Here is a 20,971-nt window from a genome sequence, read left to right as displayed (position 1 = left end):
TAGGCTTATTTTCGTTTCAAGGATAATACCGATGATTAATTGGTAAGCGCCATTTGTTCGTATCCCTACAAATGTCGAACTGATTATTATCGGCATTTCAATTTAATATTCATAGTTTCGCTAAAAGCCTACTCTGAAATTTAAATGGTGTAAATTTCGACATGATAAAATTTGACAATGTAAGCTTAAAGTTCTCCGATCAAATCATTTGTGAGAAACTTAATATCGATGTAAAATGTGGTGAATCATTTTGTTTGAGTGGACCTTCTGGTAGGGGTAAATCCAGTTTGCTAAAATTGATGCTTGGAATTATTTTACCAGATTCAGGAGACATTTATATCGAGAATCGTAAACTTAGTCCTGATAATGTTGAGGAGCTAAGAAAACAAATGAGCTGGCTTCCACAAAATGTTCATTTGCCTGTAGATTCTGGACAGGAACTAATAGAATTGCTGCAGTTGAATGAAAAACAAGTAGAAATGTTTAAGCATTATCTGCAGCAACTTGAAATAAAAAATGGAGAGCAAGAGAGAGGTTTTACTGAAATTAGTGGTGGCCAAAAGCAGAGAATTGTATTGGCTGCAAGTCTGAGCCTGCAAAAGCCAATTATCTTATTAGATGAACCAACTTCTGCTCTTGATGAAGAATCGATTGATCTTTTGATAAAGTTGATTAAAAGCTTAAAGGATAGGACTATCGTGTCTACATCTCATAATGGCAAGTGGATAGAGAGTTGTACAAATGTATTTGAATTGTAATGATTTGATAAAATCAACCTGGTATGCAAGAAATAGCTGATATTGGAATAATACACCTAATTGTTGGGGGGTTTTTAATGGTAATCCCTATTGTGGGATTTCTATATTTCAAGCTTAAAATTATCAAAGAAACTTTGATTGCGATTATAAGAATGATTGTTCAGCTTTCATTGGTTGCTCTCTATCTTGAATATATTTTTGAATGGAATAATGCTCTCATTAATTCTGCCTGGGTAATTGCCATGGTTTTGGTAGGAACTTTCACTACAATTAAACGAACAGGCTTATCTTACAAGCATTTTGTACTTCCATTTTTTATATCTGGCTTGACCAGTATATTTATAGTAGATACCTTTTTTCTGGGGTTCATCATTCAATTGGATTATGTATTTGATGCTCGATATTTCATTCCCATTTCAGGTATGATTTTAGGGAATGCTTTAAATCACAATATTGTTGGAATTAGCGATTACTTTACACGATTGCGAAAAGAACAAGAATTGTACTTCTTTCTCTTGGTGAATACCAATAGTAAAAAACATTCTTTATTGCCATACATTCAATCAGCCATCAAAAGTGGTCTGAATCCTTTAATTGCGACCATGTCGGTATTGGGTTTGATTTCCTTGCCAGGAATGATGACAGGACAAATTTTGGGAGGTAGCTCACCTGTTGTTGCCATAAAATATCAGATCCTAATCATGATTGCCATATTTGTTGGATCTTCTTTTAATTTGATGGCAAGTATCGTCATGTCCAATCGTTTTGTATTCGATTCTTACGGTAGATTTAAGCCTGGAATTTTTGCAGCCAAAAAATAGCTTATAGCCTTATGATATGGTAGATATAGAAAGTTAGGTGATGTTTACGCAACCGTTTTCGTTATTTGAAATGAATCTAAAAAATCTGCCTGTATTATTTTTTTATTGGCTTTAATCCAAATAATGGTATTTTAGCAGCAAATAAAAGTAGAAAAGCTCATTTGAGTTACAATCTATAAGTAGAAATGAAGGATTATTTTGAATTTTACTTTTACGTTCTGGCATATTTAGTATGCTTTCTTGAAATCTTCGGTGGATTATAAAATCCATCCCTTACCGCGATCCTTATATTTTTAGGGTCCGTTTTCCTATACACAATATTTTGTAACTGAGTTTTTGAATTTGAAGTGTTTTTCTTCAAATCGTAATATCACATCTCTCACATACTTGCAATTTTAGCTTGCAAGTTGTCTGAACACATAGAGAACTAAATAGTTAAACAAATATAACATGCAAAAGTCTTTACTATTAGGTGTAGAAGCCATTGCACAAGGTGCAATCGATGGCGGAATGTCTGGAGTTTATGCTTATCCGGGAACACCTTCAACCGAAATTACAGAGTACATTCAACACTCTAAGCAAGCACAACAATTAAATATTCACAGAGACTGGGCAGCAAATGAAAAGACTGCTATGGAATCTGCATTGGGAATGTCATATGCTGGTAAGCGTTCTATGGTGTGTATGAAGCACGTAGGTTTGAACGTTGCTGCTGACTGTTTCATGAACGCTGCAATCACTGGTGCTAATGGTGGTATGTTAATCGTTGTTGCTGATGATCCATCAATGCACTCTTCTCAGAACGAGCAGGATTCACGTGTGTACGGTAAGTTCGCCATGATGCCAATCCTGGAACCATCGAACCAGCAAGAAGCATACGATATGGCTCGTTTCGGATTCGAATTGTCTGAAGCTTGCGAGATTCCTGTGTTAATGAGAATCACAACCCGTTTGGCTCACTCTCGTGCGGGTGTTACACGCGCTGCTGAAGTTGTTGCTCAAAACGACATGAAATTACCAGAAGACAAAGTACAGTTCGTATTGCTACCAGGTATTGCTCGTAAGCGTTACAAGTTGTTGTTGAACAACCAGGCAAAATTCGAAACTGCTTCTGAAGAATCACCATATAACAGTTACACCGAAGGTACTGATAAATCAATGGGTATCATCGCTTGTGGATTAGGTTACAACTACTTAATGGAAAACTATCCAAACGGAGATTGTCCATATCCAGTTGTAAAAATTAGCCAGTACCCAATTCCTCGCACAATGATTCAAAAAATCACCAGCGAGTGTGATAAGGTAATGGTATTGGAAGAAGGATATCCTGTAGTTGAAGAAATGTTGAAAGGATATTTGGAAAAAGAAGCTGTAATCGGTCGTTTGGATGGTACTTTGTCTCGCGATGGTGAGTTGAAGCCTGAAATGGTTGGTAGAGCTTTAGGTTTTGATGTTGAAGAAGGTGCTGAAGTTCCTAATTTGGTATCAGCTCGTCCGCCAGCATTGTGTGTTGGATGTTCTCACATTGACGTATATACTGCATTGAACGAAGTGGTAGCTGAGTACGGTGAAGGTCGCGTATTTGCAGACATAGGTTGTTATACTTTGGGTGCATTGCCTCCATTCAACGCGATTAACTCTTGTGTTGACATGGGTGCTTCTGTGACTATGGCTAAGGGTGCTGCTGATGCAGGATTGATTCCATCTGTTGCAGTAATCGGTGACTCTACATTTACTCACTCAGGTATGACTGGTTTATTGGATGCTGTTAACGAAAAGACTCCAATTACCGTAATCATTTCTGATAACGAGTCTATCTCTATGACTGGAGGTCAGCATTCATCTGCTAAAGGTAAATTGGAAGCAATTTGTGAAGGTTTAGGTGTTGAGCCGGAACATTTACATGTATTAACTGCTGTACCTAAGAAGCGTGATGATTTAAAAGATCTTCTTCGCAAGGAATTCGAATACCAGGGAGTATCAGTAATTATTCCTCGTCGTGTTTGTGTTCAGAAGAATGTTCGCGATCAGAAAATCAAGAAAGCCGCTAAAGCAAAAGCAGCTGCAAAAGCATAAACAATTAATAATTATCAATTAATAATTAGTAATTACGAATGATCAATTGCGAAGTAAAAAAGCTGACAGCTGATGGCTGAACGCTGAAAGCTACTTTGCACTTGATACAAAAACAAAAGACGATGAAAACAGATATGGTCATAGCAGGTGTTGGTGGTCAAGGGATTTTATCCATTGCTGCTGCTTTAGGATCTGCTGCTCTAGACAATGATTTATATATGAAGCAAGCTGAAACTCATGGTATGAGTCAGCGTGGTGGTGATGTTCAGTCATTCATGAGAATTTCTGACAAGCCGATTTATTCAGATTTGATTCCTCGTGGTGGTGCTGATATCATTTTATCAGTAGAGCCAATGGAAGCACTTCGTTACCTTCCTTACTTAAAGCAAGGTGGATACGTAGTAACCAACTCAACTCCATTCGTAAACATTCCTGATTACCCTGAAATGGAAGAGTTGGAGAAGACCATTAAAGATCTTCCAAACTACGTTTTGATCGATGCTGATCAAATTGCTGAGGAAACAACTGGTTCTAAACGTGCTTTCAACTTCGTAATGTTGGGTGCTGCTTCACCATTTATCGATGTTCCTTTCGAGTATCTTGAAGAAGGTATCCGTAAGATTTTCGAAAGAAAAGGAGAGGAAGTAATCGAAATGAATATTAAAGCACTTCATGCAGGACGTAAGTTTGCTGAAGAAAATAAGTAATCTTAGTACCTAACCTAGACTATTTATAACTCAGAATCCCCGTCAGGAATTTTCCTTTCGGGGATTCTTTATTGTGGTAATTGTATCTTTTTTAAGCTTTACTCCCAAACAATTTTAATGTTTGAGTCCAACTCTTTCCCTTGCACGAGGGAGAGACTCTGACATTATAGAGTGCCTGATTTATCGGATAGAATTTTCATTCAAAAAAGTGTAAGGAAGATGGAACTTGCATTGAATTGTTTATAATAATGTTTTACTTTGCGCAAAAAATAATACCGAAAGGGTAGTTAAAAGGAATAAAACTTTGGCAAGAAAGAAGAAAAATAAGCTGTTAAGTTGGATATGGTACTTTGTTATGGTGCTAATTGTTTTGGGCATAGGCTTTAACCTTCCATCCTTAAATTGGTTAGAATTCAATTTAAAATTGGCCTTACAAATCATCATTACCACAAGCATTGCCAGTTTTATCGGTAATCTTATCGAGGAGAGAAACTGGTCACATTTGATGAAGCGATTTACCAGTCCGATTACCCGATGGGCAAAACTGCCAAATATTTCCGCTACCGCCATATTTGGTTCATTTTTCTCTTTGCTTACTGCAAACAGTATGCTTACATCTGCCTATGAAAGCAACCAGATGAGTCGCAAACAGCTTCGTGTAAGTGCCATGTGTACTTCCTTTATGAGTTATTTGTATCATAGCCTTCGAATTATGTACCCTACCATTGCAGCAGTGGGAGTGGTGGGAGCCACTTATTTTGGATTACTTTTCGGATTAGGCTTTCTCGTAGTTTTTATTGCCCTGTTGGTGTCGAGATATAGTAAGGCGATTCATGATATTCAGAATGATATTTTAGTGGAAAAAGAGGAGAGAAGTGCTGATAGCTGGAGAGTGAGCATTGAAAAGGCTCGCAAAAAAACTTACCTGGTGGTAAAAAGAATGTTCCTGATAGCCATTCCTATGTTTTTGTTCTTTTCATTTTTAAATGAAATTGGTTTTTTCGATTTATCGGATAGTTTGTTTAAAACATCAAGTTTAAGAGAGTACTTTCCTCCGGAATCACTTGCAGTGGCAAGCTCTATGTTGGGTGGTATTTTAAGTGCAGCTACAGTAGCGGCAGGCTTTTTAAAAACCGGAAGCTTGCAGGCTTCTCATGTATTGGTAGCTTTGTTGATGGGCAATATCATTTCACTTCCCATAAGAAGTTTACGAAGAAGTTTGCCTTCAGCAATGAGTGTTTTTCCTGCAAAAGAGGCACTTGTAATTGTATTGCTAAATCAGGGAAGTAGATTGTTGAGCAATATATTATTATTAGGCACAATATTGCTGTTGATGTATTATCATATCATTTAATAAACAAGTTAAGAATTAAATGATATGATTCGATTTCTGACTCAGGTCGTTCACCTGAGTCATTTTATTGAATTATGAATTACAATCAGAACATTGATTTAGCAATTCATCCGCCTCTTCGAGCATAGGCATTATATTTTCGCCAATAAGCATAATGGTTGGCATTTCAAGAGGATTTTGCTCTAGTTTACTCATGAAATTGCTTAAGTTTCCAAACAGCATCTTTTCGTCTGGGTAGGATACCTTGGAGATGGCACAAATGGAAGTTTCTGCTTTCACGCCATTGCCAATTAGTTTATCGATGATACTGCCAAGGTTGTTCAATCCCATGTATATCATTACAGGAGTTCCCAATTGAATCATGCTTGAAACTGCATCGAACTGTTTCATGTCACCATCTAAAGTGGTACCGGTACAAAATAGCAAGGTACGATTTATCGAACGCTCGGTAATTGGTATTTGACAATGGTTTGCCGCAGCAATACCAGCAGTAATGCCAGGAACGAGTTCATAGTCAATCTTCTCATTTCGAAGGAAGCGTACTTCCTCAATTCCCCGGCCAAATATTAGTGGATCACCAGTTTTTAAACGAACAACACGTTTGCCTTCTTCAACACCATTTTTCATTAAAGCATTGATTTTACACATGCGCTTTATTTGGTCCTGCTGATCTTTGTAAGTTTTTCCAACATAAACTTTTTCACAACTCTCAGGAAGCATTTCAAGAATCTGTTTTCCAAGTAAAGCATCGTATAACACCACGTCTGCCTGCATTAAAACCCTGTGTGCTTTTACCGTCAATAAATCCGGATCTCCTGGCCCTGCCCCTACAATGTACAATCTATGTTGCATTTCAGTTCTCTTATATGATCAATTCTACTTCTGTAATTTATAGGATCACAAAAGTAGAATATTCTTAAAGAACCTCAAGTAAATTCAGTTTAAATTGTATCAAGAGGACTTGTATAAATAAATTTATAATTCAATTTCTTGATTAATTTGGATGAATCAACCCATTTGTATGCCAATTGTTCATCTTCCAGAAATTCAGGTTCTGGAAGATTGGCTGCACGAGCTGCTTTTTGGTAAAAGTCTTTTCGAGTGGGGTGCTCAGGGCAACAAGCATTATAAATGTCTCCCCATGCATTTTGTTTGATTATTTCTGATATGATTTTTATACAATCATCCTGGTGAATTAGGTTTACGGGAACCAAACCATTTTTTAATTTCTTCTTATTCGATAAAAACCTTCCGGGATGGCGATCATAGCCAATTAAACCACCAAAACGTATGATGGTAGTTTCGAACTCAACTGATTGAGTCAGTAATTCTTCCGCCTTTACTAAAGCTTTGCCACTGGCTTTTTCAGGACTTAACTGAAGCTCTTCGCTAACATTGCCAAGCGTGTTCGGATAAACAGAAGTACTACTAATGAATAGTACTTTTTTTACACCATGCTTTTGTACTTGCTGTTTAAGAGATTCTATTTGCTTTGGATAAAAGCTTTCGATATCATCTCGTCGTTTAGGAGGAATACTGCATATAATAATGTCAGTATCAAAAAAGTCATCATCGCTACATTCCTCTAAATGTGGATTAAATACCACCTGGTAGGCTTTTATTCCTGCTTCTTTCAATTCATGCAAATTTTCTTTTTGCATTATCGATCCTTTTACATCAAAGCCTTGCGAAAGCAGTTTCTTGGCTAAAGGCAATCCTAGCCATCCACAACCAAGTATGGAGATGCGCTTCAAATTCGAACTGTCTGTCATATTACAATGGGATTAAGATTTTGTTTTGTTCTCGTCTAGTATTTCTGCAATACTTACCAAACAGTTTGCAATTTCACGTTTAAAAGGATGATTTGGCATAATACCACTTTCAGCATCCAGGCCATTTAATATTCCCATCCAAATTGCACTAATCCCAAAACCAACCAAAATGTCTTTCTGATAATTTGCTATAAATATTCTTCGAAACTCTTCCGTAAAATTGTTGAATTTAACCGCGATTTGAAATGCATAACTTGAATCGTTATTTTTTCCATTTTCGGTATGATAGTTAATTGCTCCAACAAAAGCTGTTGCAAGTTGGTTCGATTCAATTTCAATCTCGTTTCGTTTATCTTGATTGATATCCATGTCATTAACTCCTTTCAGAATTAAATCATGAATATCATTTGTAGTAAGTGAATCCTTTAATAATATAGCGTCCATATTGTATTTATTTTTTAATACCGATTGTTAATTTGTAAGCCTATCTGCAAAAATGCATTTCAAAATAATTTACTCTATTTAACTTGTTTGATGTTTTTACCATGGCTAACAAATTATATATCGGCATTATATCTAAACTGTGTGAGAGTTTTAAGCAAACTCCCGATCTTTAATAAGTGATATAAGAGGATCTAAAATAGTAGAAAAAACTGTGACTCGGATATTATTTATATTTCAAATGCTTTATTAATTTTGGTTCATACTTAAAATAAACACTATCATAACCTTTAAAATTCACAGATGAAGAAACTATTATCACTTGTTATATTAGGCGGAATCATTGCTGCTTGTGCACAAAAACCAGATGAAAATTTGGTCATGAATCAAGTTGCAGAAAGTTACGCTAAAACAGTTTTGGAGATTGGTCTTTACGATCCATTGTATGTTGATGCTTATTATGGGCCAAAAGAATGGAAGACAGAAGTGGAGCAACGAAAATTGGATGAAATTCCTTCTGCTGAACTCTTGAAACGCATGGATGAATTAAATGAAAAAGTGAAGGCAATAGATGTTTCTGAAAAAGAGGAAATGTTGAAATTGCGTAAGCTATATCTGTTAAAACAATTTGTGGCGGTAAAAGCCAGAATTGAGATGTTATCCGGTAAGAAATTTACATTTAATGAAGAATCGGATGCATTATATGATGCTGTAGTTCCTGATTTTGAAGATGAGCATTTTGCAGAAATTATTAATGAGCTGGAAAAGCTTGTGCCTGGAAAAGGAAGTTTAATTGATCGTTTGGCCAAATTTCAAAAAGATTTTGTAATTCCCAAAGACAAAGTAGATGCTGTCTTTAGAGCTGCAATTGAAGAATCGCGCAAGAGAACAAAACAGCATATTACTCTACCTGAAAATGAAAATTTTGAATTGGAATATGTTACCGATAAAGCCTGGGCTGGTTACAATTGGTATAAAGGGAACAACTTTAGCTTGATCCAGGTTAATATCGATTTTCCGATTCTTATCGATAGAGCCATTGACTTGGCAAGTCATGAAGGATATCCGGGACATCATGTATACAATTCGCTGTTAGAGAGTAATTTGGTGAAGAAAAGAGGTTGGGTTGAGTTTTCGGTGTATCCTTTGTTTAGCCCTCAATCATTAATTGCCGAAGGAACTGCTAATTATGGCATTAATGTTGTTTTTCCTCGCGAGGAGAGAATGAAATTCGAGAAAGAAGTTCTGTTTCCTTTGGCAGGATTGGATACTGAGAAAGTTGATTTGTACTATCAAATTCAGGAATTAACTCATGAGTTGACTTATGCCAGAACTTCTGCCATGAGAAACTATTTGGATGGCAAATGGTCGAAAGAAGAAACAGGCAAATGGATGGAAAAATATGCTTTAAGAAGAGCGCATGAGTCTACTTTCAGGTTTCCTGAAACCTATCGTAGCTATATTATCAACTACAATTGGGGACAAGATTTGGTGAAAGAATACGTAGAGAAAAGAGGAGGTGTTGAAAGCAATCCTGACAAACGTTGGGAGATTTTTACGCATCTGATTTCTACGCCTCAGGTGCCAACAAACTTGAAATAGATGTAAAAGAATATTTAAAAGACGTCATTGAAAGAAGTTCAATGGCGTTTTTTTTGATACTCCCTATAAGTAGGTATTTGAACGTTTGGTTTTTAGTATTAGTTTTGATGTTATTAAGAATTAATTTAGATAAGACTTATGAATTACCAGAATGAAGAATTACCAAAAGGTGCAATCAAAGTAGGCAGTACGCCTAGCATGACAGAGGAAACTGTAAAGCCAGCTATTTTAAAATCTCATTTGGCTCCCAAAGGAAAAATCGGTTTATTGGTTGTAGAAGAAGGGCATTGTCAGTATGTGTGGGAAGATGAGGAAGGACCTGCATTGGATGCCGATCCGGAACATCCGATTGTGATTTTTCCAGAGCGATATCATCATGTTGTGCTAACCGGACCCGTTAAGTTTAGAGTAGAATTTTACACCATACTTGATAAGGTGATTGAGGTAAAGCACCCGGAAGAAAAGAAACGACCTGGACAAGATTTTCTATAATCAAAAGGCAAAAGGAAAGCCATTAAATCTCGTTTAGTGGCTTTTTATTTATCTATTTTTGATGTAATGGGAGAGAAAATGCAAAGCAGGCACCTTTCTGAGATTCATTACAAAACCATATTTCTCCTCCGTTCATTTCTATAAATTCTTTGCAGAGAACAAGACCTAGTCCTGATCCTTTTTCCTGATTGGTTCCTGTTGATGTATAAGTTTCACCTTTTTTAAAGATTTTTTCGGCAGCTTTATCCGAAATACCAATACCTGTATCTTTTACTTTTACAACAGCATTATCATTTTGTGTTTCGCTTGAAATGCTTATGGAACCTCCCAAAGGAGTAAATTTTATGGCATTGCTAATAAGATTTCCTAGTATCAATTCTATAGAATATTGATCTGTATGAACATTTATCAAATCGTTGTATTCATAAGTCAATTCAATATCTTTCAATTTTGCCGAGCTTATGTAATTGTTAACAGATGCTTCGATTAGCTTGTTTAATGGTAAAATTTCAGGTTCTACCTTTATGCTTCCTTGTTGTATTCTGGCCCAGGTTAAAAGATTTTCCAGTAGATTATATGCGCTATGAGAAGAATTTTTAATATCTGATATCTGTAATTTTCTTTCCTGATCATTTAAGCTATCGTAATCACTATGTAGAAAATCACTAAACCCAATAATCGTATTAAATGGGGATCTTAAATCGTGTGCAATAATTGAAAATAGCTTGTCCTTTGTTTTATTGGCGATCTCAAGCTCATTTTTTTGTTGTTCAATGATTTGATGTGATCTTTTCTTAATTCTTGCTCTATTAAGAAGGATGCCTATTAAAACCATTACAAGTAAGGCAAACGCAATTAGAAAGTTTCTAATTTGTGTTTGTTTGGCAGCGTTTAATTGCTGTAAGGAAAGATCTTTTTTTAGATTATCATTCTCTTTTTCTTTCAGCTGAGTTTTAAATTTGGTTTCCAATTCAGTTATTTGCTTTTGTTTACTTTCATTGAAAACACTGTCTCTGTGAATCAATTCAAGTTTTTTATACTCTAAGGCTTTTTCAAATTTATTTATGCTGGAATAATAATAACTGTAAGCTTTTAATAAATCACTTTTATTGTAATTGATATTATATGTTTTGCTTAGTTCGTTGGCTTCTTGCAATGATTCTTTTGCCTTGGCAAACTCCTTTTTATTAATTTGTAAGCGGGCCAGAATAATTAAATTGACAATAAGCTGGTTGGATAAATTGTTTTGCCGGTTAATCTTAACAGCTTCATTTAGGTAATAATTTGCATCCTCTACATTATTTAAAAGGTAGTTAGATTGCCCCAGGTTTGCATATGTTTGAGCAATTTGAAAACGATTATTAATTTTTATGAATGCAGGCAATGCTTTTTCGAAGCAGCTTATGGCTTTTTCATGATCTGCCATTCGACTATAGCATGCTCCAAGATTATTGTAAGCAGTGGCTACCGCTATGTTCATTTGATTCGGGTCAGAAAGCGAAAGTACCTTTTGAAAATATTGAATTGCCTGTTCTAAATCTTCATTGTAAAGTAGCGTTGTCCCAATGTTTAGGGACAAATTAAGCACTTGCTTTTCATTTTTAAGACTATCGGCAATATGATAAGCCGTTGTAAAATTGTCCAACGCTTTATTATAATCTCCTTGGTTGAGATAGTTGGCAGCAATAATATTTAAACATCTTAACTTTAAAGATGGATCATGCATTAGGGAAGCTCCATTGTAGGCTTTATCCAGATAAATTAATGAACTGTCAGTAATACCTCCCGAATAGTAATAATATCCTTTAAAATAGCTTGTATAGTAAATCTCTTTTTCCAGTTTTTTTTCTTTAGCTATTGTTAATGCTAAATTATTAAAATCCAGAGCTTGTTTTCTTTTTCCTGAATTTATATAAGCATAGCACAAATGGTTCAATGCCTTGATTCTTGTTGAATCAATTTGATAAATTACCGCCAAGGAATCTGCTTTGCGAGCATAAAAAATTAACTGGTTTAAATCTTTGTAATAATATTCTTTAGCTAACTGGCTGTAGATGTGGGCTTTTTCTTTGTCATCCTTTGTAAAGGAGAGAAGCTTACTTAGGCTATCAACTTTATTTTGAGCTTCGCTAAAATTCGAAAAGCTTAATCCTATAAAAAGAAACAGTAGTAATAATTTATTCATAGAAACCAGCATTTGATATTAATTTAGCTATACGCAAATATTGACAACTGGTTTAAGTATTTTTAAAGAAAATCTAGCATGCAATCTTCAATGAAAGGATTATTGTTTCCCAGAAGATTGCATGTTTCGTACATTAATTTGAAAATTGGATGATGTTAGTATCATGTGTTAGTGCATCATAAACCAATAATTTTCCAGAAAGAATTTCTCCAATTTCCAGGATGATTTTAATTGCCTCGCAGGCTTGCATACTCCCGATTATTCCAGGTAAAACTCCAATAACACCCAATGGTAAATCGAATTCATTGGGAGTGTCAGGGAACAAATCGAAATAGGAAGGACCATTTTTGTAATTAAACACAGAAACCTGTCCTTCGAATTCTCCAATTGATCCATGAACGAAAGCTTTGTTTTGAGCTTTTGTGATTTTATCGATGCATTTTCTGGATTTGAAGTTGTCTGTAGCACCAACTACAATATCATATTTAGAGATGATTTCATCTGCATTATCATCATCCAGCATGAATGGGTAGTGTGATATTTTCACATCGGAATTCAATTGATTTAATGTTGCTTTGGCTTGCTCAGCTTTTGATTTTCCAATTTCATTTTCGCGATAAAGAATTTGTCTTTGCAGATTGGATAAACCAATGGTATCGGCATCAACAATTCCTATGTTTCCAATGCCTGCAGCAACAAGGTACTGGAGAATTGGAGCGCCCAATCCGCCTGCGCCAACCACCAATACTTTTGCATCCAGCAATTTCTTTTGACCATCTTCTCCAATTTCAGACAAAATGATGTGCCTGTTGTATCGTTCTCTTTGAATTTCGTTCATCTTGTTACAGTTGCATAAAGTTATCCCAGTCCTTCCAAACTACTTCATATCCTTTAGATTGAATCATTTCTGCAATTTCAGAAGGGCTACGATCATCATTGATTGAGAATTGCTCTAATGATTCTTCCTTGTTCGAATACCCACCCGGATTGGTTTTAGAGCCGGCACTAAATGATGTAGCACCCAGTTGTAGCATATTGTCCCTGAACTTTTCGCTTTCACGTGTCGACAATGAGATCTCCACATGATGGTTAAAGAGGCGATAGGCGGTTATCAGTTGTACCAAATCTTTTTGCGTTGTTTCGTAATTGGGCTGAAATCCACCTGCGTGAGGACGAAGTCTTGGAAAAGAAATAGAATACTTACTTTTCCAATAGTTTCTCTCCAAATATTGAAGATGAAGGGCTGTGAAGAAAGTATCAACACGCCAATCTTCCAATCCCAAGAGGCAACCCAATCCCACTTTGTGGACTCCGGCCTGACCTAATCTATCTGGAGTTTCCAATCGATATTGATAGTTCGATTTTTTACCAGCGGGGTGGTATTTTTTGTAATTCAATTCGTTATAGGTTTCCTGGTAGATGTATACCGTATTCAATCCTTTATGAGTCAATTTTTTGTACTCATCAGTTGACAGCGGTTGTGCTTCAAGCGAAATTAATGAGAATTGATCTTTAATGCTATCCATCATTTCCCCTATGTAATCGCACCCGCAGTTTTTCTGATCTTCGCCACTAACAAGCAAGATATGTTCGAAACCCAACTTCTTGATTTCTTTAGCTTCCTGTCTCATTTCTTCGGACTTAAGTATTTTGCGGTCAAACTTGTTCTTGTGATTGAATCCACAGTATACACATGTGTTGGTGCAGGAATTGGAGATATACAATGGAATGTACATCTGAATACATTTCCCAAATCGCTTTTGTGTAAGCTGCATGCTCTTTTGTGCCATTGTCTCCAAATAGGCAGATGCAGCAGGGGAGATGAGTGCCTGAAAATCATTCAAATCTATTTTTTCCTTTTCCAAAGCATGTTTTACATCTGCTTCGGTTTTGGAGTAGATTTGATTTTTTACTTCATCCCAATTGTATTTTTGTATTTCGTTGTAGAAACTCATTTTAAGCACTTAATAGGTTAATCCAAATTTTCAAGGAAAGCAGTTAAAGGGCTGCTGGCATTGGCGCCAACTGATTGTTCCGCTAATTTGGCTTCATAAGCCATTCTACCAGCTTCAACTGCCATTTTAAAAGCTTTAGCCATTTCAACAGGGTTTGGAGAAACAGCAATTGCGGTATTTACAAGCACTGCATCGGCACCAATTTCCATAGCTGCAGCAGCATGCGATGGAGCCCCAATTCCCGCATCAACCACCACGGGAACATTGCTTTGTTCAATGATGATTTTTAGGAAATCGATGGTTTGTAGTCCATTGTTTGAACCAATTGGAGACCCTAAAGGCATTACAGCTGCAGTTCCAACCTCTTCCAGTTTTTTACAAAGAACAGGATCAGCTTGTACATAGGGTAAAACATGAAATCCTAGTTTCACCAATTCTTCGGCTGCTTTTAAAGTTTCTTCTCCATCGGGAAGTAAGTATTTGGGATCGGGATGAATTTCCAATTTAAGCCAATTGGTTTCCAGCGCTTCTCGTGCCAATTGAGCTGCAAATATGGCTTCCTTTGCATTTCGCACTCCAGAGGTGTTTGGCAGTAAATTAACTCCAGGAATATTTAAATGCTGCAACATGTTGTCATTGGCATCTTCAATGTCAATTCTTTTTAGTGCCATGGTTACCAGTTCCGATCCGGAAGCTTCAATGGCTTGTTTCATGATTTCGTTTGAACTGAACTTTCCAGTTCCTGTGAACAAACGTGACTTGAATATTTTATCTCCTAATATTAAATTATTCATGAGTTTGGTTGTTTAGTGTTTTTAATAAAGCTCCTGAAATGGCAACTCCATATAGTCCTTCTTTGCTTAGCATTTCAATTTCATCCAATAGGATTCCACCAACGGCAATTATTGGAATATGAATTTTCTTTTCATTCATCTGTTTGATGATTTCTTTGTATCCATCAACTCCCACTACAGGACTTAAATTCTTTTTGGTAGTGGTGTGTCTGTATGGGCCCAGTCCAATATAATCTGCACCTCTTGATCTTTGAAGAAGAATATCCTCCATTGTATTGGCAGTTCCTCCAATGATGATATCATCACCTAAATTTTTTCTCGCTTCATTAATAGCCGTATCATTTAATCCCAGATGAACAGCATGAGCACCAATTTCTTTAGCAATATCTATGGAATCGTTAATGATTAAAGTGCGATCAAATTGATTGGCGTATTTCAAAGCCAATGCAGCTTCTTTTAAGATATCATGCGAGCAACTAGCTTTCATTCTAATTTGCACAGCTTCCACTCCTTGTTCAAAAGCCAGTCGCGCTTGATCAGAATGAGATAATTTTGGATGATCTTGTGTTATGTATTGAATTTTAGGAATTGCTCTCTTCATATAAGTTATGGATTGTTGAATGTATTTCTCTGAAATTTGATGATATCAAATCTTGATTTTTAAATGGATCTCTCGTCCAAACTGCTCCCAATACAACAAGTCCATCGAATTGTAATTCTTTTATTGTTGATACATTGCTTGTCTCTATACCTCCAAGTGCATAGATTTGGATTGATCTGGATTCTTTCAGAAACAGTTTAATTTCTTCCATATTCAGATTTCCCTGGTATCCTGGTTTTGAAATGCTTTCAAAAATCGGACTCAAATAAACATAGTCGAATGCCTTGTCTAAGGATTTGATTTCCCGAATGGAATGACATGAGGTTCCTTTTCGGATACCTGTTGTCAACTGTTTTGCATGCTCTCTTTTTGCTCCCGAGAAATGCATTCCCTTCAGCTTGAAGTTTGAAAAGACTTCTATTTCGTTGTGCAATACAATTTTTGCATGCAGCGCTTCCGGGATTTCATCCAGGTAATCAATCAATTCCTGTTCCGAAGCTCCAGGTTTACGAAGATGAAAAGTAAAGTTATAACGATCCAGTAAAGAGGAAACAATTACTGTTTCCCCTTTAAAAAAATCAGGATGTGAAATCAAAATCAGCTCCATTGAATTAGCTGTACAGTTCATTACCAGATTGCTCAAACTCCTTGGCTTTTTCTTGAGCCTTATCTGCCAATTCACGAACTTCCATGCTTGCACGCATCGAACAGAAGTTCTCTCCACACATGGAGCAGAAGTGAGTGGATTTGTATCCTTCATCCGGAAGTGTTTCATCATGGAATTTCATGGCTTTTTCGCTATCCAGGGCCAATGAGAATTGATCTCTCCAACGGAATTCAAAACGCGCCTTACTCATTGCGTTGTCGCGATATTGAGCTCCGGGGAATCCTTTGGCCAGATCGGCCGCATGTGCAGCTAGTTTAAAAGTGATAACCCCTTCTTTTACATCATCGCGATTCGGAAGTCCTAAATGCTCTTTCTGAGTTACGTAGCATAGCATGGCGGTACCGTGCCAGGCAATCATTGCACCTCCAATTGCCGAAGTAATGTGATCGTAGCCAGGAGCAATATCGGTAACCAAAGGACCTAAGGTGTAGAATGGAGCTTCGTCGCAATGTGCCAACTGTTCATCCATATTTTCCTTGATCATGTGCATTGGTACGTGCCCCGGACCTTCAATAATAACCTGTACAAAGTTTTCACGAGCAATTTTGGTAAGATGTCCCAAGGCTTCCAATTCTCCAAATTGTGCTTTGTCGTTGGCATCGGCCAAACAGCCTGGTCGCAATCCATCGCCCAAAGAAACTGCAACATCATATTTCGCTAAAATCTTACAGATGTCCTCAAAATGAGTATAAAGGAAATTTTCTTTGTGATGGTGTAGAATCCATTTCGCAAGAATCGATCCGCCACGAGAAACAATACCTGTTGTTCTGTGAATGGTCATTGGAATGTGTTTCCAAAGCAAACCTGCGTGAATGGTAAAGTAATCTACACCTTGCTCGCACTGCTCAATCAAAGTGTCTTTGTAAATTTCCCAACTTAGATCTTCCACTTTTCCATTCACTTTTTCAAGTGCCTGGTACAATGGAACGGTTCCTACTGGCACCGGACTGTTTCTTACAATCCATTCCCTGGTTTCGTGAATGTTCTCACCAGTAGATAAATCCATAATGGTATCTGCGCCCCAGCGGAATGCCCAAACTGCTTTTTCAACCTCTTCTTCAATGCTCGAAGTAGTAGGGGAGTTCCCAATGTTTCCATTAATTTTTACCAAAAAGTTTCTACCAATAATCATTGGTTCAGCCTCGGGGTGATTGATGTTTGCAGGTAGAATGGCACGTCCCTTGGCAATTTCATCGCGTACAAATTCCGGACTAATGTGTGTTTCAGGAATTTGAGCACCCATGGGACAACCTTTGTGCTGAGCGTATTTTTCCTTGATCTCATCGATGCGTTGGTTTTCACGAATGGCAACATACTCCATTTCCGGCGTGATGATTCCCTTTTTGGCATAGTAGTATTGCGATACATACTTTCCTTCCTTCGCCTTTAATGGTTGGGTGCTTACATGATCGAAACGCAAATGATCCAGGCTCTCATCCGTCAAACGCATGCGCCCATAATCCGACGACAGTCCATCAAGTTCTTCTACATCTTCACGATCAAGAATCCACTGTTTACGAAGTTTTGGCAATCCTTTTTCAAGATTTACCTCAATATTGTCATCCGTATAAGGACCTGAGGTATCATATACCGTAACCGGATGGTTCTTGATTACATTTCCATTTTTATCAGTGGTATCTGCCAATTCTATTTCGCGCATTGCCACTTCTATGTTATGGATTTTACCTTTTACATAGATTTTTTGGGAGTTTGGAAAACTACCCTGAGTAATGTTTTTTGTTTTCAATCTTCTATGAATTTAATTGTTCTTCTTGCATTATAAGAGGCAATTAAGCGACAGAAGAATATTGAAAGTTTAAGCAGTGAAACCCGGAATCATCCACCTTTTGTAGCCGAAACAATCAAAACTTTGTCGTTTTCCTGAAGTTGGTGAGATTCCCAATCCTGTTTTTTCACTACACAATTGTTTACTGCAACTGCAATACCTTTTTGATCCACATATTCAGTCACCGATAAAAGTGTAAACAACGAAGCACAATCATCCAAAGCAATTGGATTACCATTACAAAAAATGTTCATTTCAAAAAAGATTACAGGAGTAGAAACAGGAGATACATACATCCCTTGGCAGCATTACTTGCCCAGGTTCATAGGGTATAATCTCAGCCGTTACAGGCACCCCTTGTTAATAATGCTGACAAACTTAAATGAAATATTTTGAATTTTTACTGTAAACGATTGAAAAATTTATTTGAATGATTTTATTGTGGTGATATTCAGAAGAATAAAATGTTATTTATTTTATTCTTTCCTCTTCTTCAATTTCTCTTGCTTTGGATAAGGATGTAGCTACCAAACCAGCCGGAACCGTAACAACACCTACACCAATTAGCAATACAAAAAATGTAAAAATCTTACCACCTACGGTAATCGGGTAAACATCACCATAGCCAACTGTGGTTAGTGTAACGATGGCCCACCACAAGCTATGAAATACCGAAGCGAATATTTTGGGTTGGGCCTCGTTTTCGAAAAAATATATGCCTGCTGCCGATAAAAATATTAAGATACCTGTTACGATAAAGAACAGAATGATTTCTTCTTTTACAATTTTAGCTGCGATATGAAATCGGTGTAAAGCTCTATTGTATCGTATCAACTTTAATGTTCTGAACACTCTAAAGATTCTGAATGCACGAATTGCTCTAAAATCCAAAGTTCCTTTAAGGTAAAAAGGCAGTATGGCCAAAAGATCAATGATTCCATAGAAACTGAAGATGTAAGAAAGTGGTCGTTTTGAAACCAAAATTCTAAGGATGTATTCAGCCGAAAATATAATGATACAGAAGATCTCAAAATATTCCAGAAACTTTACTACATGAGGAGAATTGTTAGGCAATGTTTCCACTGAGAATGAAATCAGCGAAAGCATAATTAAAACCTGGATGAAATAATCGAAAACCTTTCCTTTTTTGGTGGTGTTGTCTTCAACAATGCTTCTGATAATTTCCTTCATTACTGATAGATATGTTAAAAAATTCTTAAAAATAATTTAAAGTTATTCTAATTTATTATAAGCACTCTAATGCTTGCTTATACAATTATTGTAAAAAAGAATCAGAAATAAAATTTGTAATACCAAAAGTATGACTGAAATATAATTGCATATACAACCTATAGAGACAAGTATACAAGCTTTTTGTGCTCAAATTTACTTGTTATTCAAATAAATCTAAGCATTTTAGACAAAACACAAATTATGTTTTTATGAAGTAGATCGTTTGAATATTGTATACCCATTAGTTTGTATTGTAAATTGTTGGAGTGCTTAAAAATTGTTAAAATTGCTACTCAAATAAGCGATAGCAGTATTAAGAGGAGGTGGAAGAGTATGGATTATTTGTTTGTGATTTGTTTGGCCATATTGGGATTTTTTATGGTTTCTATCCTGTCGCGTAAGGCAAACCAATTGTCCGATAGAATTTTTACATTTTGGCTTTTTCTTGTTGCCTTGGCTGAGGTAACATTCTTCCTGTCTTCACAAAACCTATTTCACGATTTTCATTGGATTTACGAGTTTGCATGTGCCAGTCATGTGTTGCATGGAACCATGTTCTATTTTTACATTTTAAGTCTAGTCGACCCAAACTTTGGCTTTAGCAAAAAGCATTTGTTACACCTTATTCCTTTTGCTGTGTATATGGGATACAAAACCACTACTAAATCATTGGGATTGGTTGATTGTCTTGGGGAAGGCGGCTGTTCTCATTCCGATAATATCTATGCCATTATTTCTGTTTACATGAAGTTTTTGATCATACTGGCCTATGTAGTTATTGGATACCTGATGATTTTAAAAGTGCAGAAAAACAAATCCTTTGCTAAAGGAAATCCATACAGGTTAAAATGGATTAGTAGTATTGGAAACGGTGTAATGGTATTGCTTGCGGTGGTTTTTCTAATAAAGTTACTCGGCATTTTCGGTGTTCATTTTGTTATTGACCAGGTAATGCTGATTAATATTATCGTATCGGTATTTGTGATATCATTTGTTTACATTTATAGTAAATATGCTTACATATTTGCAAATCCAATGAGTGTTAATCTGGCTCTTCCTGTTGAGAAGGATACTACATCAGTTCACATTTCAGAAGAAGAGAATCCTTACGATGAGCAGTTTCAGCAAATTTGTGATTTCATTGAAACAAAAGAAGTATATAAAGATGGTGATTTAACGTTGCGAAAATTGTCAGATATGATTGATGTGCCAGAGCATATCATCTCTCAAGCAATTAACCGTAGCGCAAATCGATCTTATTCCGATTTTATCAATTCTTATCGAATTGACTACTTCATTCAGTTGATAGATCGTAAAGCACACGAAGATAAAACCCTTCTTTATCTGGCTTTCGATTGTGGATTCAATTCCAAATCTTCATTCAATCGTGTTTTCAAGCAATTCCATGAAATTACTCCTACGGAGTATATCAAATCCAGAACTTAAATCTGGCTGTCCTGTTTTCCTATAGTAATATAGTCGAATAGTTCAAAAGTCGAATAGTTCAAAAGTCGAAAGGTAGAAAAGTAGAATAGTCGAAAAGTCAAAGTTTCACGCAAATTATCACAGGTTTTGTCGCGATTTTCGCAGAATAGAGCACATGTTGCAAGTACCTAGCGAATTACACCTTTCCTAAATCACGAATTCACTCAATCATACAGTAGAAAAGTAGAAAAGTAGAAAGGTCAAAAAGTCGAAAAGTCAAAGTTTCACGCAGATCATCACAG

Annotated in this window: 20 protein-coding genes; 8 read left to right on the top strand and 12 right to left on the bottom strand. The window is 36.4% G+C overall.

Translation table 11 applies throughout. The features are described 5' to 3' along the window. Positions 1 to 161 precede the first annotated feature (161 nt). The 5 genes from NQ163_RS17215 to NQ163_RS17195 all read left to right on the top strand — a co-directional run bounded on the left by NQ163_RS17215 (position 162) and on the right by NQ163_RS17195 (position 5,716). Positions 162 to 758 (top strand): ABC transporter ATP-binding protein, encoded by a 597-nt coding sequence (locus NQ163_RS17215; protein ID WP_268191576.1) that lies wholly within the window; start codon positions 162 to 164, stop codon positions 756 to 758. Between the two features lie 23 nt (positions 759 to 781). Further along, a complete protein-coding gene (locus NQ163_RS17210; RefSeq protein WP_268191575.1) occupies positions 782 to 1,579 on the top strand; it encodes an ABC transporter permease in 798 nt (265 codons plus the stop codon). Positions 1,580 to 2,029: 450 nt separating this feature from the next. Further along, a complete protein-coding gene (locus NQ163_RS17205; RefSeq protein ID WP_268191574.1) occupies positions 2,030 to 3,655 on the top strand; it encodes a thiamine pyrophosphate-dependent enzyme in 1,626 nt (541 codons plus the stop codon). Between the two features lie 122 nt (positions 3,656 to 3,777). Further along, positions 3,778 to 4,362, top strand: coding sequence for an indolepyruvate oxidoreductase subunit beta (locus tag NQ163_RS17200; protein ID WP_110358955.1), 585 nt, complete (start codon positions 3,778 to 3,780; stop codon positions 4,360 to 4,362). A gap of 304 nt (positions 4,363 to 4,666) precedes the next feature. Continuing rightward, complete coding sequence (locus NQ163_RS17195) at positions 4,667 to 5,716, top strand: hypothetical protein (RefSeq protein WP_268191573.1); 1,050 nt, start codon at positions 4,667 to 4,669, stop codon at positions 5,714 to 5,716. 72 nt (positions 5,717 to 5,788) lie between these two features. On the opposite strand, the gene cobA is transcribed toward NQ163_RS17195, so the two are convergent. The 3 genes from cobA to NQ163_RS17180 form a co-directional block, all read right to left on the bottom strand. Continuing rightward, positions 5,789 to 6,568, bottom strand: a complete 780-nt coding sequence (gene cobA / locus NQ163_RS17190) for a uroporphyrinogen-III C-methyltransferase (protein ID WP_268191572.1) — start codon at positions 6,566 to 6,568, stop codon at positions 5,789 to 5,791. Between the two features lie 89 nt (positions 6,569 to 6,657). Further along, positions 6,658 to 7,488 carry an NAD(P)H-binding protein gene (locus NQ163_RS17185; RefSeq protein WP_268191571.1) on the bottom strand — a complete coding sequence of 277 codons (831 nt, stop codon included), beginning with the start codon at positions 7,486 to 7,488 and terminating at the stop codon, positions 6,658 to 6,660. A 12-nt stretch (positions 7,489 to 7,500) separates the two neighbouring features. Then, positions 7,501 to 7,932 carry a hypothetical protein gene (locus tag NQ163_RS17180; protein ID WP_268191570.1) on the bottom strand — a complete coding sequence of 144 codons (432 nt, stop codon included), beginning with the start codon at positions 7,930 to 7,932 and terminating at the stop codon, positions 7,501 to 7,503. 300 nt (positions 7,933 to 8,232) lie between these two features. Here NQ163_RS17180 and NQ163_RS17175 point away from each other — a divergent pair, with 300 nt between their 5' ends. Both NQ163_RS17175 and NQ163_RS17170 read left to right on the top strand, forming a co-directional pair. After that, complete coding sequence (locus NQ163_RS17175; protein ID WP_268191569.1) at positions 8,233 to 9,531, top strand: hypothetical protein; 1,299 nt, start codon at positions 8,233 to 8,235, stop codon at positions 9,529 to 9,531. Between the two features lie 138 nt (positions 9,532 to 9,669). After that, a complete protein-coding gene (locus NQ163_RS17170) occupies positions 9,670 to 10,023 on the top strand; it encodes a DUF1971 domain-containing protein (protein ID WP_120239545.1) in 354 nt (117 codons plus the stop codon). Between the two features lie 52 nt (positions 10,024 to 10,075). Here NQ163_RS17170 and NQ163_RS17165 read toward each other — a convergent pair whose 3' ends face one another. From NQ163_RS17165 to NQ163_RS17125, 9 genes are all read right to left on the bottom strand, one after another. Beyond that, a complete protein-coding gene (locus tag NQ163_RS17165; RefSeq protein ID WP_268191568.1) occupies positions 10,076 to 12,208 on the bottom strand; it encodes a tetratricopeptide repeat protein in 2,133 nt (710 codons plus the stop codon). Positions 12,209 to 12,341: 133 nt separating this feature from the next. Then, a complete protein-coding gene (locus NQ163_RS17160) occupies positions 12,342 to 13,046 on the bottom strand; it encodes a HesA/MoeB/ThiF family protein (RefSeq protein WP_268191567.1) in 705 nt (234 codons plus the stop codon). Positions 13,047 to 13,050: 4 nt separating this feature from the next. Beyond that, complete coding sequence (gene thiH / locus NQ163_RS17155) at positions 13,051 to 14,163, bottom strand: 2-iminoacetate synthase ThiH (protein WP_268191566.1); 1,113 nt, start codon at positions 14,161 to 14,163, stop codon at positions 13,051 to 13,053. Between the two features lie 17 nt (positions 14,164 to 14,180). Beyond that, entirely contained in the window at positions 14,181 to 14,957 is a 777-nt protein-coding gene (locus NQ163_RS17150; RefSeq protein ID WP_268191565.1) for a thiazole synthase, read from the bottom strand. After that, on the bottom strand, positions 14,950 to 15,558 hold the full coding sequence (locus NQ163_RS17145; protein ID WP_268191564.1) for a thiamine phosphate synthase: 609 nt from the start codon (positions 15,556 to 15,558) through the stop codon (positions 14,950 to 14,952). The genes NQ163_RS17150 and NQ163_RS17145 overlap by 8 nt, the downstream gene beginning before the upstream one ends. Then, positions 15,539 to 16,186: a thiamine phosphate synthase gene (locus NQ163_RS17140; protein ID WP_268191563.1), complete on the bottom strand. Its 648-nt coding sequence runs from the start codon at positions 16,184 to 16,186 to the stop codon at positions 15,539 to 15,541. The genes NQ163_RS17145 and NQ163_RS17140 overlap by 20 nt, the downstream gene beginning before the upstream one ends. After that, entirely contained in the window at positions 16,170 to 17,972 is a 1,803-nt protein-coding gene (thiC, locus tag NQ163_RS17135) for a phosphomethylpyrimidine synthase ThiC (protein ID WP_268191562.1), read from the bottom strand. Before thiC ends, NQ163_RS17140 begins: the two co-directional genes overlap by 17 nt. An 89-nt stretch (positions 17,973 to 18,061) precedes the next feature. Then, positions 18,062 to 18,265, bottom strand: coding sequence for a sulfur carrier protein ThiS (gene thiS, locus NQ163_RS17130; protein WP_054721763.1), 204 nt, complete (start codon positions 18,263 to 18,265; stop codon positions 18,062 to 18,064). A gap of 217 nt (positions 18,266 to 18,482) precedes the next feature. Further along, a complete protein-coding gene (locus tag NQ163_RS17125) occupies positions 18,483 to 19,202 on the bottom strand; it encodes an ion transporter (protein ID WP_268191561.1) in 720 nt (239 codons plus the stop codon). A gap of 375 nt (positions 19,203 to 19,577) precedes the next feature. Here NQ163_RS17125 and NQ163_RS17120 point away from each other — a divergent pair, with 375 nt between their 5' ends. Beyond that, positions 19,578 to 20,690: a helix-turn-helix domain-containing protein gene (locus tag NQ163_RS17120; RefSeq protein WP_268191560.1), complete on the top strand. Its 1,113-nt coding sequence runs from the start codon at positions 19,578 to 19,580 to the stop codon at positions 20,688 to 20,690. Positions 20,691 to 20,971 lie beyond the last annotated feature (281 nt).

The sequence above is a fragment of the Marinifilum sp. D737 genome (assembly GCF_026672275.1).
GTDB lineage: Bacteria > Bacteroidota > Bacteroidia > Bacteroidales > Marinifilaceae > Marinifilum.
The sequence above is the reverse complement of the archived record's forward strand: the minus strand, read 5'-3'. Positions and strand labels throughout refer to the sequence as shown.